At 72.5% G+C, this 16732-nt stretch carries 15 protein-coding genes; 3 read left to right on the plus strand and 12 right to left on the minus strand.

From position 1 onward, the window contains the following. Positions 1-16 precede the first annotated feature (16 nt). Positions 17-445, plus strand: a complete 429-nt coding sequence (locus tag G6039_RS22595; protein ID WP_029544103.1) for a hypothetical protein — start codon at positions 17-19, stop codon at positions 443-445. Positions 446-553: 108 nt separating this feature from the next. Here G6039_RS22595 and G6039_RS22600 read toward each other — a convergent pair whose 3' ends face one another. The 6 genes from G6039_RS22600 to G6039_RS22625 all read right to left on the minus strand — a co-directional run bounded on the left by G6039_RS22600 (position 554) and on the right by G6039_RS22625 (position 6377). Beyond that, positions 554-1003, minus strand: a complete 450-nt coding sequence (locus G6039_RS22600) for an ATP-binding protein (protein ID WP_006946173.1) — start codon at positions 1001-1003, stop codon at positions 554-556. Positions 1004-1151: 148 nt separating this feature from the next. After that, positions 1152-1541 (minus strand): STAS domain-containing protein, encoded by a 390-nt coding sequence (locus G6039_RS22605; RefSeq protein ID WP_043798927.1) that lies wholly within the window; start codon positions 1539-1541, stop codon positions 1152-1154. A 62-nt stretch (positions 1542-1603) separates the two neighbouring features. Further along, on the minus strand, positions 1604-2890 hold the full coding sequence (locus G6039_RS22610) for a PP2C family protein-serine/threonine phosphatase (RefSeq protein ID WP_043798925.1): 1287 nt from the start codon (positions 2888-2890) through the stop codon (positions 1604-1606). Positions 2891-3135: 245 nt separating this feature from the next. After that, positions 3136-3831: a dethiobiotin synthase gene (bioD, locus tag G6039_RS22615; RefSeq protein ID WP_043798923.1), complete on the minus strand. Its 696-nt coding sequence runs from the start codon at positions 3829-3831 to the stop codon at positions 3136-3138. Beyond that, a complete protein-coding gene (locus G6039_RS22620; protein WP_043798921.1) occupies positions 3828-4967 on the minus strand; it encodes an 8-amino-7-oxononanoate synthase in 1140 nt (379 codons plus the stop codon). The genes bioD and G6039_RS22620 overlap by 4 nt, the downstream gene beginning before the upstream one ends. 129 nt (positions 4968-5096) lie before the next feature. After that, complete coding sequence (locus G6039_RS22625; protein ID WP_043798919.1) at positions 5097-6377, minus strand: adenosylmethionine--8-amino-7-oxononanoate transaminase; 1281 nt, start codon at positions 6375-6377, stop codon at positions 5097-5099. Positions 6378-6480: 103 nt separating this feature from the next. On the opposite strand from G6039_RS22625, the gene glgX reads away from it, so the two are divergent. Together glgX and treY are read left to right on the plus strand one after the other, a co-directional pair. After that, entirely contained in the window at positions 6481-8907 is a 2427-nt protein-coding gene (glgX, locus tag G6039_RS22630; protein ID WP_043798917.1) for a glycogen debranching protein GlgX, read from the plus strand. Then, complete coding sequence (gene treY / locus G6039_RS22635; RefSeq protein ID WP_043798915.1) at positions 8904-11264, plus strand: malto-oligosyltrehalose synthase; 2361 nt, start codon at positions 8904-8906, stop codon at positions 11262-11264. Before glgX ends, treY begins: the two co-directional genes overlap by 4 nt. A gap of 79 nt (positions 11265-11343) precedes the next feature. Here the strand turns inward: treY and G6039_RS22640 are convergent, their stop codons facing one another. The 6 genes from G6039_RS22640 to G6039_RS22665 all read right to left on the minus strand — a co-directional run. After that, the gene (locus tag G6039_RS22640) at positions 11344-11589 is read right to left on the minus strand and encodes a nuclear transport factor 2-like protein (RefSeq protein ID WP_152103945.1); all 246 of its coding nucleotides are present in this window, start codon (positions 11587-11589) and stop codon (positions 11344-11346) included. A gap of 698 nt (positions 11590-12287) precedes the next feature. Then, positions 12288-12545 (minus strand): chorismate mutase, encoded by a 258-nt coding sequence (locus G6039_RS22645; RefSeq protein ID WP_043798912.1) that lies wholly within the window; start codon positions 12543-12545, stop codon positions 12288-12290. 134 nt (positions 12546-12679) lie between these two features. Continuing rightward, a complete protein-coding gene (locus G6039_RS22650; protein WP_029544126.1) occupies positions 12680-13471 on the minus strand; it encodes an ABC transporter permease in 792 nt (263 codons plus the stop codon). Beyond that, positions 13468-14253, minus strand: a complete 786-nt coding sequence (locus G6039_RS22655) for an ABC-2 transporter permease (RefSeq protein ID WP_043798909.1) — start codon at positions 14251-14253, stop codon at positions 13468-13470. Before G6039_RS22655 ends, G6039_RS22650 begins: the two co-directional genes overlap by 4 nt. Beyond that, the gene (locus tag G6039_RS22660; protein WP_006935398.1) at positions 14250-15212 is read right to left on the minus strand and encodes a daunorubicin resistance protein DrrA family ABC transporter ATP-binding protein; all 963 of its coding nucleotides are present in this window, start codon (positions 15210-15212) and stop codon (positions 14250-14252) included. The genes G6039_RS22655 and G6039_RS22660 overlap by 4 nt, the downstream gene beginning before the upstream one ends. Positions 15213-15244: 32 nt before the next feature. Then, a partial coding sequence (locus G6039_RS22665; protein ID WP_241258879.1) for a thioesterase domain-containing protein occupies positions 15245-16732 on the minus strand: 1488 nt, incomplete at its 5' end.

Raw genomic sequence — 16732 nt, forward strand, 5'->3', positions numbered from 1 at the left:
GAAAGCAGGGGATCAGATGAGTTCAGGATCGATCGAAGGGGTACCGGCCGGCGAACTGCTGATCGTCGGTGACTGCTCCCGGGTGCTCGACGGCGCCCGCGGTGCCGAGCTGCGGACGTGGGCGCGTCACCACGGACTCGGTTTCACCGACACCTTCGCCCCGGGCCGGGTGGTGTGCGCGATCGTCACCGAGGAGGTGCTCGACGGCGCCTGCTCTCCCGCCGAGGCGATGACGATGCAGTCCGTGCGCGCCGCCGGCATCCCCTGCGTCTGCGTGCACGACGCCCCCGAACGGATCCTCGAGGCACTCGTCGAACACGACCTGCTCGGCGACACCGTGACCCGGTCCCGCGGGGACGTCACGGTGCCCGCCGGGACCGTGTGCACCTCGGTGTTCGCCCTGAACGGTGACGCCGGGGCCCGCCGGGACCCGCAACCGGCCTGACTCCGTCCACGAAATCGACTCCGGCCCCGGCGCGTCGTGCGCCGGGGCCGGAGTCGTTCGGTCGACCAGCCGTCGGGCGAGCAGGAGACGCCGCCCCGGCGGCCCGGATCAACCCGAGAAGGCCGAGGCCTCCTGCGGCAGGTGCCAGCGCATCGCCACCACGGTGCCGTCGGAATTGACGGCCAGGTCGGTGTCCGCGGCCAGGTTCCGGATCAGCGTCAGGCCGTGCCCGCGCGAGCTCCCGGCGGTCGGCACGGCCGATTCCCGCCAGTGCCCGCGATCGGTGACGACGATCTCGACGCACCGGTCCTGAGGCGAGTACTTCGCCTCGAGGTCGACCGTGCCGTCACCGTCGGCGTAAGCGTGCTCCACCGCGTTCGCGAGCGCCTCGTAACTGGCCAGCAGCACATCCTGGCCACCGACCTCGGCGAGCCGCAGGCCGCTGAGCCACCGATCGAGAGCCTGCCGCAGCATCGTCACCTGCGAGGCCTCGGCGCGTACGCCGCGGTAGTACAGTCCGGTCGTCAGAAAGGCTGGTGCTACGCCTCGCGTCTGCATCCTCGTTCCCTCGTCGTCGACAGGTCCCCGACCGGTTCGTGTCCGGCGTGCCAGGTCTCCGCCCGGCGCATGCCTCCCTGCCGCCCTTGTCGGCTCATGCCTCCCTGCCGCCCTTGTCGGCTCATGCCTCCCTGCCGCCCTTGTCGGCTCATGCCTCCGTGCCGGCCTTGTCGGCCTGCAGGGCGGCCAGCGCCTCGTCGAGGCGGCTGTGGATCGGGAACACCTCGTCGAGCCCGAGCAGCGACAGGGGCCGCGCGGTGGCCGAGCCCTGCGCGACGACGGCGTAGGGGATCGTGCCGGCGGTCTTCTTCGACAGGTCCACCAGCACGGCGATGCCCACCGAGGCAAGGAAGTTGACGGCACCCAGGTCCACGATCAGACCCCGGCACTTGTCGTTACCCAGGGTGGCGACGGCTTCCTCCTCGAGCTGCGGGACGCTGACCAGATCCACGTCACCGGCCACCGACAGCACCGCGATGTCGCCGCTCCACGTCTGGGATACGGCCATGATCGGCTGTTCGGAAGTCGCTTCGTTCATCTGTCCATCATGCAAGACTCTGTCCTCCTGTGCGATAGCGGGTCCGATCCGGGGATCGGAAGTCAACGGGGTACACCCACGGCGAGCAGGGCGATGTCGTCCTGCGCCCGCAGGCTGGGAATCAATTCGGAAAGCTCGGCGACGAGGCTGATCGGGGTGGCGTCCGGCACTCGCGCGGAGAGGAATGCGACGACGTTCTCCTCCCCGAAGATCTCCCGCCCGTCGGGGCGGGCCTCGGTGAGTCCGTCGGTGTAGAGCAGCAGCGTCTCCCCCGGCTCGAGGTCGACGGTGCACGCTCCGAAGCGGGCCTCGGACAGCGCGCCCACCAGCATGCCGCGCACGCCGACCGCAGCGCAGACCGCCCCCGAGCGCCGCAGCAGCAGGGCGGGCGGATGCCCGCCGGTGGCGAGGGTCACCCGGGCGCCCTCGCGACCCTCGAGGTTCGGTTCGATGATCCCGAGCATCACGGTGCAGAACCGGTGCTGCTGCGGGTCGAGCAGCAGGACGGTGTTGAGTTCGGCCAGCGCCAGCCGCGGGTCGGAGAATCGCACGGCGGCCGCCCGCAGCGTGTACCTGATCAGCGAGGTGACCGAGGCCGCGACGGGCCCGTGCCCCTCGACATCCCCGAGGAAGAACGCCCACCGGTCGTCACCGAGGTGGAACACGTCGTAGAAGTCGCCGCCGACCTGCTGGGAGGACGCCGCATGGTAGTGGCACGCGAGCTCTATGCCCTCGATGGCCGGCAGCGACGGCGGCAGCAGGGTCCGCTGCAGGGTCGTGGCGAGTTCGGCGAGCACGTGCCGGTCGCGCTCGGCCTGCAGCCGCAGGTCCCGTTCGGCCCGGACGGTGGCCAGCGCCGACAACCGCAGCTCCAGCTGATCCATCACCACCGACGCGAGGTCCTCGAGGACGGACAGGTCCGCGGCGGAGACCTCCCGGGGCCGGGTGTCGAGGACGTTGACCGTGCCGAGCCGGTAGCCGTCCGCGGTGGTGATGGGGGCGGCGGCGTAGAACCGCACCCCCAGCTCGCCCTGGACGAGGGGATTCTGCGCGGTCCGCGGGTCGGTCCGGGCATCGGCCACCACATAGGGACGGTCGCAGAGAATCGCGGAGGCGCACAGGCCCGGGTCGCGGTCGATCTGCCGCACCCCCTCGAGGCCGTGGGCGGCCTTGAACCAGATGCGGTCCTCGTCGACGATCGTCACCGTGGCGATCGGGGTGCCGAACCAGGACGCAGCCAGTCGGGCGATCCGGTCGAACGTGCCGTCGGCCGGGGTGTCGAGAATGTTGTAGCGGGAAACGGCCCGCATGCGGGCAGTCTCCCACTGCTGGTGATCGAGCACCGTCATCGCCTGCGCTGTCTCCTACACCGACTTCCGGTCCTGCCTCGGTCGGTGAAACGCAGCAGTCGACACCCAACGCGACGAGCACTGCGTAGCACTGACGTAGGGACGCGTAGTCGGAACGCGTACCTCACAGGCACTACGGCTGGTGTCTCAACCGCATCGGACACCCTACCCGAACTCGCCGTCTTCGCACATTCGTTCACCTGCAGGAAACGTGCCGGGGCGCCGACCGGGGGCCGCGACGGGCGTCAGGATCGCATCGGCAGCCCGGTCCGGTCGGCCGGCAGCCAGCGTGCGGCCTGCTCGCCGAAGGCCACGGCGTCGAGGGCGCCACTGTCCGCCGGGATACGCCCGAGGACGGGCACGCCGGTCACCTCGGGCAGGTCCTGCAGATTGCACCGCTCGGCCAGACCGGGCTGCTCCGGCCACGCGCCGATCACCAGGCCCGCGCACTCGACGCCGCCGGCCTGCAGCGCGGCGACGGTCAGCGCGCTGTGGTTCAGGGTGCCCAGGGCGGGGGCCGCCACCACGACGGTGGGGGCGCTCAGCGCGGCGGCGACGTCGAGGAGGGTGAACCCGTCCGCACCCAGCCGGACGAGCAGCCCGCCGGCCCCCTCGACGAGCACCAGGTCGTACGCGTCCGCGAGTGCCCGCACGGCGGTGACGACGTCGGGCAGGTGCAGCGGCGACCGCCCGCTGCGCCGCGCCGCGGTGTCCGGTGCGAGCGGCTCCGGGTAGCGGGCCAGTTCGACGGTGTGGACCCGGTGCCCGGTGAGCCGGGCGATCTCGGCGAGGTCGCCGGGTGCGTCGTCGGCGACGCCGGTCTGCGCCGGTTTGCACACGGCGACCCGCAGGCCCGCCGCGGCGGCCACGGCGGCGTAGGCCGCCGTGACGACGGTCTTGCCCACCTCGGTGGAGGTGCCGGTCACACACAGGACGGTCATGCCCGCACCCCGGCCAGCACGTCGGTGAGGACGCTTTCGATGCGGGCGAGCTCGTCGGCGCCGAGATTCGCGCGCGCGGTCAGCCGCAGCCGGGACGTGCCCTCGGGGACGGACGGCGGCCGGAAGCAGCCGACGTGGACGCCCCGGCTGCGGCACGCCTGGGCGGCGTCGAACGCGACCTGCGGGTCACCGAGGATCACCGACACCACCGCCGACGTGGGGGCGGCGACGCCGGTGATCCGGGCCAGGTCGGCGGCCCGTTCGAGCACGGCGGTGGCCCGTTGCGGCTCGTCGCGCAGCACGCGCAGCGCACCGCGGGCGGCGCCGACGGCCGCGGGCGCGAGACCGGTGTCGAAGATGAAGGTGCGGGCGGCGTCGATCAGGTGGGCCCGCACGCGGGTGTCGGCGAGGACCACGCCGCCCTGCGAGGCCAGGGACTTCGACAGCGTGGCGGTGACCACGACGTCGGGTTCGCCGGCGAGACCCGCCTCGTGGACGAGTCCGCGGCCCCCCTCACCGCGGACTCCGACCCCGTGGGCCTCGTCGACGAGCAGCAGTGCGCCGTGCGCGCGGCACGCCGCATGCAGTTCCGGCAGCGGCGCGAGGTCTCCGTCGGCGCTGAACACGGAGTCGGTGAGCACGAGGGCGCGCCGCTCGGTGCGGGTGGCGAGGGCCGTCCGCACGAAGTCGACGTCGGCGTGCGGGGCGACCTGCACCCGCGCGCGGGTCAGCCGGCATGCGTCGACCAGGGACGCGTGGCAGCCCGCGTCGGAGACCACGAGGGTGTCGCGGTCGGCGAGGGCGGTGACGGCGCCGAGGTTGGCGGCGTAGCCGCTGGCGAATACGAGGCCGGACTCGGCGCCGGTGAACTCGGCGAGTTCACGCTCGAGCAGTTCGTGCTCGCTGGTGGTGCCCGTGACGAGGCGGGATCCGGTGGCGCCGCCGCCCCACCGGCGCAGCGCGGCGGTCGCGGCGGCGAGGACCTCGGGGTGCCGGACGAGCCCGAGGTAGTCGTTGGAGGCGAGGTCGACGGTGCCCGGTGCCGGGGTGCGCGGATGCAGGGTGCGGCGCAGGCCCGCCGCGCGACGGGCGTCGGCGACGTCGTCGAGCCACTGGAGGCTGGCGAAGGCGGTCATGTCGGCAGACCATACCTGAACACTGTTCAAGTGACGCTTCGGGCGGCCGATTCCTCCCCGTGCGGTGGCTGCCGGCGGTGACCGCCGCCCCGCGAGTTCCCCGCTCGTGACCCGGCGTGCCGGGCCGGATCAGGCCCGGGCCGCTGCGCACATCCCCGCGGCGATCCTCTGCACGTCGTCGGCGCTGCAGACGTAGGGCGGCATCGCGTAGATCAGGTTGCGGAACGGGCGCAGCCACACTCCGGCCGCGACGGCGGCCGCCGTCGCGGCGCCCATGTCCACCGGCCGGTCCAGTTCGAGCACGCCGATGCCGCCGAGCACCCGCGCGTCCACCACGCCCGGCAGCTCCCGCGCCGGCGCCAGGCCCGCCTCGAGGCCGGCGGTCAGCGTGGCCACTTCGCCGCGCCAATCCCGTGACAGCAGCAACTCCACGGCAGCGACGGCAACCGCGCACGCGAGCGGATTGCCCATGAACGTCGGGCCGTGCATGATGCCGCCGCCCTCGCCCGCGCTGACCACTTCGGCGACGGCCGATGTGCACAGCACCGCGGCCAGGGTCAGATAGCCACCGGTCAACGCCTTGCCGACGCACATGACGTCCGGCGCGACGGCCGCGTGGTCGGCGGCGAACAGCTCCCCGGTACGGCCGAACCCGGTGGCGATCTCGTCGAAGATCAGCAGCAGCCCGTGTGCGTCGCACATCCGGCGCAGCTCGTTCAGATAGCGGGGGTCGTGGAAGCGCATCCCGCCCGCCCCCTGGACCACCGGCTCGACGATCACGGCGGCCAGCTCGTCCGTATGGGCTTCGAGCAGCGCTTCGAACTCGGCGACGTACGCCGGATCGAACTCGCGGGGCGGCGCCGGGGCGAACACCTGCCGCTGCAGCACGCCGGTCCACATCGAGTGCATGCCGCCCTCGGGGTCGCACACGCTCATCGGCGCGAACGTGTCGCCGTGGTAGCCGCCGCGCCACGTCATGAGCCGGTGACGTCCCGGCCTGCCGGCCGCGCGCTGATACTGCAATGCGAGTTTGACCGCGACCTCCACCGACACCGACCCGGAATCGGCGAGGAAGACCTTGTCCAGACCGTCGGGGGTGATCTCCACGAGCAGCTCCGCGAGCCGCGCGGCCGGCTCATGGGTGAGGCCCCCGAACATGACGTGGCTCATCCGGCCCAGCTGCTGCGTGACCGCCGCGTCGAGGACCGGGTGGCGGTATCCGTGCACGGCGGCCCACCACGAGCTCATGCCGTCGACGAGTTCCCGGCCGTCGGCCAGCCGCAGCCGGGTCCCGTGCGCCTCGTCGACCACGAGCGGCGCGGTCGATGCAGGGACGGCTCCGTAGGGGTGCCACAGGTGCGCCGCGTCGAGCGCGGCGACCCGGTCGGGACTCAGACGACGAACGGTCACGAGGATCGACTGTAGGCGTCCCCGCCCCGGGGCCGATCGTCGCCTGTGCCGGGGAGGATCGCTCGCCCCGTACGCGACCGTCGATCCGGTTAGGGTTGCGGTCATGGAACCCACCGAGCCGAGCACGTCCACGGAGGCCCTCCCGGCCGACATCCCGGTGTGGCCGGGGAGCGCATATCCGCTCGGCGCGACCTACGACGGGGCGGGCACGAACTTCGCCCTCTTCTCCGAGGTCGCCGAGAAGGTCGAACTGTGCCTGATCGCCAAGGACGGCACCGAGACCCGCGTGCCGATCGAGGAGGTCGACGGCAACGTCTGGCACGTCTACCTGCCCACGGTGACCCCCGGCCAGCGCTACGGCTACCGGGTGCACGGCCCCTACGACCCGGCGCAGGGTCTGCGCTGCGATCCGAGCAAGCTGCTGCTCGACCCCTACGGCAAGGCCTACGACGGCGCGTTCGACGGCGATGCGTCCCTGTTCTCGTACGCGATGGTCGGGGCCGAGGACGCACCGTCCGAACCGGAGCATTCGGCAGGAGCCGAGGAGGCACAGTCGGCACCGGAGCCGGCGGCCCGGGCCGCGGAGGACGCCGGCGCCGAGGCCGCCGGGGACACGGCCGGCGCCGAGGCCGCCGGGAACACGACCGCCGACGAGGCGGACGACTCGGACGGGACCGGGTCCGGCGAGACCGGGGACGACGGGACCGGGGACGACGGGACCGGGGACGACACGGCGGCCGAGTCCGCCCCCGAGCCCGCCGCACCGGCGAATCCCGATTTCCCGCAGCTCGATTCGCTCGGGCACACGATGACGACCGTGGTGATCAACCCGTTCTTCGACTGGGCCTCCGACCGGCACCCGCGCCGGCCCTACTACGAGACCGTCATCTACGAAGCCCACGTGAAGGGCATGACCGCGACCCATCCCGGCGTGCCGGAGCAGCTGCGCGGCACCTACGCCGGACTGGCGCACCCGGTGATCATCGACCATCTGCAGAGCCTCGGGGTCACCGCGATCGAACTGATGCCCGTGCACCAGTTCATGCACGATCAGGTCCTGCTGGACCGTGGGCTGCGGAACTACTGGGGCTACAACACCTTCGGCTTCCTGGCCCCGCACCTGGACTACTCGTCGGCGAGCAACCCGAGCGGCGTCGTCGCCGAGTTCAAGGCGATGGTGCGCGCCTACCACGAGGCAGGCATCGAGGTGATCCTCGACGTGGTCTACAACCACACCGCGGAGGGCAACCACCTGGGACCGACCATCTCGTTCCGCGGCATAGACAACGCCGCCTACTACCGGCTGGTCGACGACGACAAGTCCTACTACATGGACTACACCGGCACCGGCAACAGCCTCAACGCCCGCCACCCGCACACCCTGCAGCTGATCATGGATTCGCTGCGCTACTGGGTGACCGAGATGCACGTCGACGGCTTCCGCTTCGACCTGGCCTCCACCCTGGCCCGCGAACTGCACGACGTGGACCGGCTGTCCGCGTTCTTCGACCTGGTGCAGCAGGATCCGATCGTCTCGCAGGTCAAGCTGATCGCCGAACCGTGGGACGTCGGCGAGGGCGGCTACCAGGTGGGGAACTTCCCCGGCCTGTGGACCGAGTGGAACGGCAAGTACCGCGACACGGTCCGCGACTACTGGCGCGGTGAACCGGCCACTCTCGGCGAGTTCGCCTCCCGGCTCACCGGCTCGTCGGACCTGTACGAGGCCACCGGCCGCCGCCCGAGCGCCTCGATCAACTTCGTCACCGCGCACGACGGCTTCACCCTCGCCGACCTCGTCTCCTACAACGAGAAGCACAACGACGCCAACGGCGAGAACAACATGGACGGCGAGTCGCACAACCGGTCGTGGAACTGCGGCGCCGAGGGCCCCACCGACGACCCGGAGGTGCTGGCCCTGCGGCAGCGGCAGAGCCGCAACATCCTGGCGACGCTGATGCTCTCCCAGGGCACCCCGATGATCGCGCACGGCGACGAGTTCGGGCGCACGCAGCAGGGCAACAACAACGTCTACTGCCAGGACAACGAGCTGTCCTGGATGGACTGGTCGCTCGCGGAGACGAATGCGGACCTGCTGGACTTCACCCGCAACGTGATCGCCCTGCGCCGGTCGCACCCGGTGTTCCGGCGGCGGCGGTTCTTCGAGGGCCGGCCGATCCGCAGCGGCGAGCAGTCCCGCGACATCGCCTGGCGCACCCCGGCGGGCGAGGAGATGACCCCGGAGGACTGGGACAGCGGGTTCGGCAAGTCGCTGTCGGTGTTCCTCAACGGCGAGGGCATCCACGAGCCGAACCAGCGCGGCGAACGCGTCGTCGACGATTCGTTCCTGCTGTGCTTCAACGCCCACGACGAGCCGATCGACTTCGTCACCCCCGACGGGCCGCACGCACAGGAATGGTCGGTGGCGCTGGACACGGACGTGCCGGACGGACTGCGCGAACAGGTCGTGACCGCCGGGGGGTCGGTGCGGGTGCAGGCCCGTTCGCTGCTGGTGCTGCGGAGGACCGCATGAGCCCGCGCCCGGTGTCGTCGACGTATCGGCTGCAGCTCACCGGCGACGGGACGACCTTCGCGGACGCGATCGCGCTCGTGGACTACCTCGAGGCGCTCGGGGTCTCACACGTGTACCTGTCCCCCGTGCTCAGCGCCGCGGCCGGATCGACCCACGGCTACGACGTGGTGGACCCGACCACGGTGTCGGCGGCGCTCGGCGGCCGCGCGGGCCTCGAGGCCCTCGCCCGCGAGGTCCGCTCCCGCGGGATGGGTCTGCTGATCGACATCGTGCCCAACCACGTCGGCGTCGGCGATCCCCGCGAGAACCCGTGGTGGTGGGACGTGCTGCGGCACGGCCGCGACTCGCGGTACGCGACCTACTTCGACGTCGACTGGGCCGCGGACAACGGCACCGACGGCCGGATCGCCCTGCCCGTGCTGGGTTCGGCGGCCGACGTCGAGGAGCTGACCGTCGACCGCACCGGCGACGAGCCGACGCTGGCCTACTACGAGCGGCGCTTCCCCGTCGCCCCGGGCACCGACGCCGGGACCGGAGCGGAAGTACATGCGCGGCAGGCGTATCGGCTGGTGCCGTGGGACAGCGGCCTGATCGGGTACCGCCGGTTCTTCACCGTCGACGACCTCGCCGCGGTGCGGGTGGAGGATCCCGCGGTGTTCGACGCGGTGCATGCCCAGGTGGCGTCGTGGATGGACGACGACCTCACCGACGGCGTCCGCGTGGACCATCCCGACGGCCTGGCCGACCCGACCGGCTACCTGCGGCGGCTGCGCGGGCTCGTCGGCCCGGACCGGTGGCTGGTGATCGAGAAGATTCTCGGCGACGGCGAACCGCTCGACCCGACCCTGCCCGTCGACGGCACCACGGGCTACGACGCGCTCGGCGAGGTCGGTGCGGTGTTCCTCGATCCGCGGGGCGAGAAGGACCTGAACGCGCTGTCACTCGACCGCACCGGCACCCCCGGCGACGCGGAGTGGCTGCACGCGCAGGAGAAGCAGATCAAGCGCGCGGTGCTGCAGACGGGGCTGGCGCCGGAGGTGCGCCGGCTGGTGCGGGCCGTGCGGCGAGATGCCGCCGATGCGACCTGCCCGGACGAGCGGCTGCGCGACGCCGTGATCGCGGTGGCGGCGGAACTGCCCGTGTACCGGTCGGACTATGCGTCGCTGGGCGGGATGCTGCCCCGCATCCTGGGTGACCGCGCCCGCGCCGACGTCGCGCTCGAACCCGCCCTCGAGGTGCTGGCCCGGGCCCTGGCCCGCGGCGGAGAGGCGGCGGCCCGGTTCGGCCAGGTGTGCGGCGCCGCGACGGCGAAGGCCGTCGAGGACTGCCTGTTCTACCGGGCGGCGCGGCTGGTGTCGCTGCAGGAAGTCGGTGGCCACCCGGGACGGTTCGGGTTGCCCGTCGCCGAGTTCCACCTGGCGTGGGCGGAGCGGGCGCGGCGGTGGCCGCGGGCGATGACGTCGCTGTCGACGCACGACACCAAGCGGGGCGAGGACGTCCGCGCCCGCATCGGGGTGCTCTCCCAGGTGCCGCAGCTGTGGGCGGCGTGCCTGTCCGAATGGGAATCCGTCGCCCCGCCGCCGGACGCCGCCACCGGGCTGTTCCTGTGGCAGAACCTGTTCGGCGCGTGGCCGCGCGACGGCGTGGTGACCGGGGAACTGCGGTCGCGGCTGCGCGAGTACGCCCGTAAGGCGTTGCGGGAGAACGGCTTGCGCACCACCTGGACCGAGGTGGACGAGGAGTTCGAGGGCGCGGTGGCGGCCTGGCTCGACGCAGTGTGCGACGGGCCGGTCGGCGCGTCACTGACCGAGTTCGTCTCGTCCCTGACCCCTCATTTCTCCGCGGATTCGCTCGGGCAGAAGCTGCTGCAGCTGCTCGGACCCGGCATCCCCGACGTGTACCAGGGCACCGAACTGTGGGAGGACTCGCTCGTCGACCCGGACAACCGGCGGCCCGTGGACTTCGCCACCAGACGCCGGCTGCTCGCACAGGACGCACCGCCGGCCGTGGACGACGCCGGCACCGCGAAGCTCGCCGTGGTGCGGACGGCGCTGCGCCTGCGCCGCGAGCGGCCGGCGAGCTTCGTCGGCGGGGCCTACGTTCCGCTGTCCGCGTCGGGGCCGGCCGCCGGTCACCTGATCGGGTTCGGGCGGGGCCCGGCGGCCGAGGAGGTCGACGTGGTGGCGCTCGCGTCGCGGCACACTGTCACGCTGGAGGAAACCGGGTGGGGCGACACGACGCTCGACCTGCCGCCGGGACTCTGGGTCGATCGGCTCACCGGGCGGCGGCTGTCGGGAACGGTGTCGCCGGCGGAGGTGTTCGCGGATCTTCCCGTTGCGGCGCTGGCCCGCGATTAGGAATTCTCCTCCTGGGGATGGACGGCCCTCGGCCGGCGACGCCGGCCGAGGGACCCGGCGACCGGGACGAGCCGGCGGTTCAGCTCACACCGGTCGGCGGTGGCCCCGTGGGGGTCTCGAGGCCTGTGCGCCCTTGCGCGAGGAGGACGCGCGTCACCTTACGCAACAGCCATCCCTTGATCCCGGGAAGACTCGCGGCGATCTGCTCTTCGATGGCCAGCTTGTCGTAGTACGAGCGGAGCCGGTGGATCCGGGCCGACCCATCGAACTCGTAGACCGTGACCACCGGAGCTCGATATGCGATCCCCCGGTACGTCTGGGTCATCCGACCTGGGGTTACCCCAGGGTCGTGTGGCGGGAGGGGTCACCCCCTTCGGCGTGGCGTGGCCCGGACCGAGCGGTGCTTGTCACCGGTCGGGGCCACGGCCGAGGTACTGCGCGACAGGGGCGCTACAGCGCTGGTAGAGGAGCTGACGGAGGACGTCGTGGCAGTGTCGGCCTCGCTCTCCGGCAGGGGCAGGAGGTAACCGATGAGTACCACGGGAGATCGTCGGTCTGCCCGGAAAGCGAAAGCCCGTGCCGATCGCGCGTTGTGCCCGGTCGCGGTATCAGCCACCTTGGGGCTTCGGGTCGCTGATGTGGCGGAGGCGATGCGCGCCCACGCCGTCGCGAGGCCACTCGACGTCGCGACCGCCGGGCGCCGGCTCCGCGGCGCGGAGCCCATGCCGGACCGGGTCTGTGAGCTGCTCACTCGCAAGGCCGTACGAGCAGCTCGGCGGTGCGCCGGCAACGGAGCCGGCGTTTCGAGGAGGAGCATGCGAACCTGCTCCGGTCCGAGCGGGTGCACCGGCTCCTCGAATCCGGCAGGCGCCGACGCTTCGACGAGCCGGCGACGATCACGGTGCGGGACGTCGCCTTCCGCGCGGCGAGACCTTGCGCGCGGCGCGACGGCGGGCGATCTCTCGGACGGCGAGCGCGCGGCCCTGCGGATTGTGGGTGTGGACCCGGGACTGCCCCGCACCGCTAACGCAGGCGCAGCAGGACCAGGGCCAGGGCCGTGCCGTCCTCGCCGAGCTCCGCGGCGTATCGGCGGATCACGCTCATGTCGTGGGCGTGGGTGACGCGGGGCGCGCCCGTCCCGACCCGGAGCTGCCCGATCCGTCGTTCGAGCGCGATGCGGCGCCGCACCACGGCGAGGATCTCGGCGTCGAGGCCGTCGATGTCGGCGCGCAGACGGGGCAGTTCGGAGTCGGTGGTGCCTGGTTCGGCAACGGCGGTCATGATGCCTCCCTTCGGGATTCGGTGTGTTCGCTGCATCGATACTCCCGCGCGGGCGCGGCGGGTAACAGCCACCCCAGGTGGCGGATTCGCCACCCCGACGGGGGTCACTGTCACCGGCGCGCCGACGGATCCGGTCACAGTGCCCGCCGGTAACCGCGGATCACCGGCACGGCGCACACCGCGAGCAGGGCGACCGACCAGGCCACGGTGCGCAACAGCGGCCCCTGGACGGCGCCACCGAGGGCGAGCGCCTGCATCGTCTCGACGGCACTCGTCATGGGCTGGTTGCGGATCACCGGCGCAAGCACCTCCGGGTACGCACCGATCGGCACGAACCCCGGGTTGAAGAACAGCATCAGCGTGCACAGCAGCGAGATCGATTCGATGACAACGGTTTTCGCGGCCATGAGCGCGGCCGCGGTGACCAGCGCGGCGAACGCCACCCCGAACAGCACCGGCACCGCCAGGAAGCCGATCGCGGCGAGCGGGCCCCGCTGGAAGCGGAAGCCGAGGACGAAGCCGGCGGCGACGATGACGACGGTGGTCACGGCGATGCGCACCGCCTCGGCGAGGAACCGCGACGCCAGCGCCGACGCCCGGTGGACGGGCAGCACCCACAGCCGCGCGGGCAGCCCGGCCGCGCATTCGCGGCCGAGCGTGACGGCGCCGGCCAGCGAGCCGAGCAGGGCGCTCATCACGACGACCATCGGCACCGTCCCGTACAGGGCGTCGTGCCCGGCGAACGCCGAGACCTGCCGGCCGAGCACCGCCTCGAGCATGAGCAGCAGCAGCACCGGGTAGGCGAGGCTCTGCAGCATCGTCATCGGATCCCGGCGCCACCGGGTGAGCAGGCGCCCCGCCTGCAGCCAGGTGTGCCTGACGAGAGCGGGTACCGAGTTCTCGGGTGCGGTCACGGTGGTGCTCATCGCTGTCTCCGATTCGTGCGGGCCGCCAGGGGGACGACGACCAGAAGGATCCCGCCGAGCCACAGCAGCGTCGGCGTCAGCGCGGTGGCGGTGGCGGTGCCGTCGGCGAGACCGCGCAGGCTCGACGCGAACTGTGAGACGGGCTGGTTGCGGACGAACGGCTGGATCCAGGCCGGAAACTGGTCGATCGGGACGAAGCCGCAGGAGAGCATCCCGAGCACGAGCTGCGGCAGCATCAGTGCCTGGGTCGTGGCTTCCGGGCTGCGGAACAGGGTGCCGATCACGTCGGCGCCGAGCGTGAGGACCATCCCGACGGTCAGCGCGAGTGCGCAGAACCCGACGGCTGCGGCGATTCCGGCGAACCGGAACCCGATCACGTGCCCGCAGCCGATCGCCGCCGAGAGCGACAGCGCGCACTTGACGGCGCTCGCGGACAGGCGCGCGGCGAGCGGCACGGCCGCCGCGATCGGCATCGTCGCGAAGCGGCGGTCGATGCCGTGCACCGCGTCGGTCGCGGCCAGGAAGGCGGCGGAGATCGCGGTGAAGGACACGGCCTGCAACGCGATCAGCGGCATCAGGAACTGCCCGTAATCGACGGTTCCGCCGGTGAACAGGGCGATCACGCGTTGCAGCGGCACGTAGAACCCGACGGTGAACACGAGCGGCGCGACGAGCGCGGTGACGAGTTCGCCGCCGCGAATCGCCGGGATCAGGGTGCGTACGGACAGCACCCACCACTGGTAGAGCGGCGAGGGAACCGGTGCGACGGTCGTCGTGGTCATGCCACCACCTCGAATCGCGGCCGGGCGGCGGTGAGGGCGAGGAAGACCTCGTCCAGCGACGGTCGCCGCAGCGCGATGTCGGAGACGGCGACGCCGTGGGCGGCGACGGCGGTGGCGACCTGCGCCAAGGTGCCGGCGCCGTGCGGCGCGGGGATCGTGACACGGTCGGCGGCGACCTCGATCGCCGCGGCCGGCGCGAACCGGCCGAGCACGTGCGCCACGGCCGGCACGTCGGCCACCCGCACCGGGACGACCTCGCAGAAGGTGGCGCCGACGCGCTGCTTCAGCTGGGCGGGGGTGCCCTCGGCGACGACGGTGCCCCGGTCGATGACGACGATCCGGTCGGCGAGCAGGTCGGCCTCCTCGAGGTACTGCGTGGTGAGCAGCGTGGTGACGCCCTGGGATTTGAATCCGGCGATCAGGTCCCAGACCCGTTGGCGGCTGCGCGGATCGAGCCCGGTGGTCGGCTCGTCGAGGAACACCACCTGGGGCGGGACGACGAGCCCGCAGGCGATGTCGATGCGGCGGCGCATGCCGCCGGAGTACTTGCCGACCCGCCGGTCGGCGGCGTCCTCGAGGTCGAATTCGGCGAGCAGTTCCCGCGCCCGGGCGCGGGCCGCGCGGCGCCGCAGCCCGAGCAGCCGGGCGAACAGGACCAGGTTCTCGAAGCCGGTGAGCATGTCGTCGAGGGCGGCGTACTGGCCGGTGAGCATCACCGCGCGGCGCACCCCGGCCGCGTCGGCGACGACGTCGTGGCCGGCGACGACGGCGCGACCGGAATCCGGCCGCAGCAGGGTGGACAGGATGTTCACGGTGGTGGTCTTGCCGGCGCCGTTGGGGCCGAGGACGCCGAGGACCTCGCCGGCCTCGGCGGTGAAGCTCACGCCGCACAGGGCCGGGACCGGCCCGAAGCTCTTGGTGACGGCGTCGACGAGGACGGCTGGGGTCGAGGGGGACATGGTGCTCCGTTCGGAAGGGGTGGACTGCGGGATCAGGACGCGGCGAGGTACCGGTCGTCGCCGAGGTGCCGATCGAGCACCGCGGCCAGGGCGGGCACCGCGTCGGGTGCGGTCATCCGGTCGTGCTCGACGTCGAGCAGGTGGTTGTGCATCGCGCCGGTGACGTAGGGCCCCCAGCCGGCGAAGCCCCCGGCATGGTGCGTCTTGTCGGCCGTCGCGGTGACGAAGACGAGATCGCCGTCGTAGAGCGGCGGCCGGTACCCGGCGAGCAGCGATGCCGAGCCGTTGTAGGCGGCGGTCATCCGGTCGAGGTGACCGGCGTCGACGGGGGCCCCGGTGTGGGTCCGGATCAGCGCGGCGGCCTCGGCCGCCGTCAGCGCCGGATCGGCGTCGGGCAGGCCCAGCGACGAACCGAGGGTGGCGACGAGTTCGCCGACCGTCAGCGGTTCCGGCGCGGCAACGTCGCGGGCGATCAGGTCCGCGTCGAGCAGCGCGAGCAGCGCCACCTCCTCGCCGGTCTCGCGCAGCCGCGCGGCGACGGCGTGGGCGATGAATCCGCCGAGGGACCAGCCGAGCAGGTGGTACGGGCCGCTGGGTTGGACCGCGCGGATCTCGTCGACGTATCGCTCGGCGTACGCGGCGATCGTTTCCGGGGCGTCCTCGAGGCCTTCGAGATGCGGGGACTGCAGTCCGTACACCGGCCGTCCGGGGGCGAGTTGCGCGGCGAGCCCGGCGTAGCACCAGGCCAGTCCGGCCGCCGGATGCACGCAGAACAGCGGGGCGCCGTCGCCCTCGGTGCGCAGCGGCAGCCGCACCGCGAACGGTGAGTCCGGCTGCCCGGCGGTGTCCGCGGCCTCGATGCGGGCGGCCAGGGCCACCGGGGTGGGCGCCGAGAACAGCTGGATCACCGGCACGGTGGTCCCGAGGGCGGCGCCGAGCCGATCGCAGACCCGGGTGGCGTCGAGGGAGTTGCCGCCCAGGTCGAAGAACGAATCGTCGATCCCGACCTGCGCGAGGCCGAGCACCTGCGCGAACGCGGCGACCACCGCCTCCTCCGTCGGTGTGCGCGGTGCGCGCCCCGAGCCGGCCGCGAACACCGGCTCGGGCAGCGCCGCCCGGTCCAGCTTGCCCACCGGGGTCAGCGGCACCTCGTCGAGCACGACGACCGCCGCCGGCACCAGGTGTCCGGGCAGCAGCTCGGCCGTCCGGCGCTGCACCCGGGCCGGGTCGAGTTCCTGCCCCGGAGCCGGGAGCACGTACGACACGAGCACCTGGGCGCCGGACGGGCCGGGCCGCCCCACGGTGACCGCGTAGTCGACCTCGGGCAGTCCCGTGAGCGCCGCGTCGATCTCCCCGACCTCGACCCGCATCCCGCGGACCTTGACCTGATGATCACCCCGGCCGAGGTACTCGAGTTCGAGCCGGCCCCCGGCCCGCACCCACCGCACCAGGTCGCCGGTGCGATACATCCGCGCCCCCGGGACCTGCGGATGCGCCACGAACCGGCCCGCGGTCAACCC

The sequence above is a fragment of the Rhodococcus aetherivorans genome (assembly GCF_011058165.1).
Classification (GTDB): domain Bacteria; phylum Actinomycetota; class Actinomycetes; order Mycobacteriales; family Mycobacteriaceae; genus Rhodococcus; species Rhodococcus aetherivorans.

What these genes read in the sequence shown, in the direction of transcription:
- G6039_RS22595 (WP_029544103.1), top strand. Translation starts at nt 17, where the DNA reads ATGAGTTCAGGATCGATCGAAGGGGTACCGGCCGGCGAACTGCTGATC.
- G6039_RS22600 (WP_006946173.1), bottom strand. Translation starts at nt 1,003, where the DNA reads ATGCAGACGCGAGGCGTAGCACCAGCCTTTCTGACGACCGGACTGTAC.
- G6039_RS22605 (WP_043798927.1), bottom strand. Translation starts at nt 1,541, where the DNA reads ATGAACGAAGCGACTTCCGAACAGCCGATCATGGCCGTATCCCAGACG.
- G6039_RS22610 (WP_043798925.1), bottom strand. Translation starts at nt 2,890, where the DNA reads ATGACGGTGCTCGATCACCAGCAGTGGGAGACTGCCCGCATGCGGGCC.
- bioD (WP_043798923.1), bottom strand. Translation starts at nt 3,831, where the DNA reads ATGACCGTCCTGTGTGTGACCGGCACCTCCACCGAGGTGGGCAAGACC.
- G6039_RS22620 (WP_043798921.1), bottom strand. Translation starts at nt 4,967, where the DNA reads ATGACCGCCTTCGCCAGCCTCCAGTGGCTCGACGACGTCGCCGACGCC.
- glgX (WP_043798917.1), top strand. Translation starts at nt 6,481, where the DNA reads ATGGAACCCACCGAGCCGAGCACGTCCACGGAGGCCCTCCCGGCCGAC.
- treY (WP_043798915.1), top strand. Translation starts at nt 8,904, where the DNA reads ATGAGCCCGCGCCCGGTGTCGTCGACGTATCGGCTGCAGCTCACCGGC.
- G6039_RS22640 (WP_152103945.1), bottom strand. Translation starts at nt 11,589, where the DNA reads ATGACCCAGACGTACCGGGGGATCGCATATCGAGCTCCGGTGGTCACG.
- G6039_RS22645 (WP_043798912.1), bottom strand. Translation starts at nt 12,545, where the DNA reads ATGACCGCCGTTGCCGAACCAGGCACCACCGACTCCGAACTGCCCCGT.
- G6039_RS22650 (WP_029544126.1), bottom strand. Translation starts at nt 13,471, where the DNA reads ATGAGCACCACCGTGACCGCACCCGAGAACTCGGTACCCGCTCTCGTC.
- G6039_RS22655 (WP_043798909.1), bottom strand. Translation starts at nt 14,253, where the DNA reads ATGACCACGACGACCGTCGCACCGGTTCCCTCGCCGCTCTACCAGTGG.
- G6039_RS22660 (WP_006935398.1), bottom strand. Translation starts at nt 15,212, where the DNA reads ATGTCCCCCTCGACCCCAGCCGTCCTCGTCGACGCCGTCACCAAGAGC.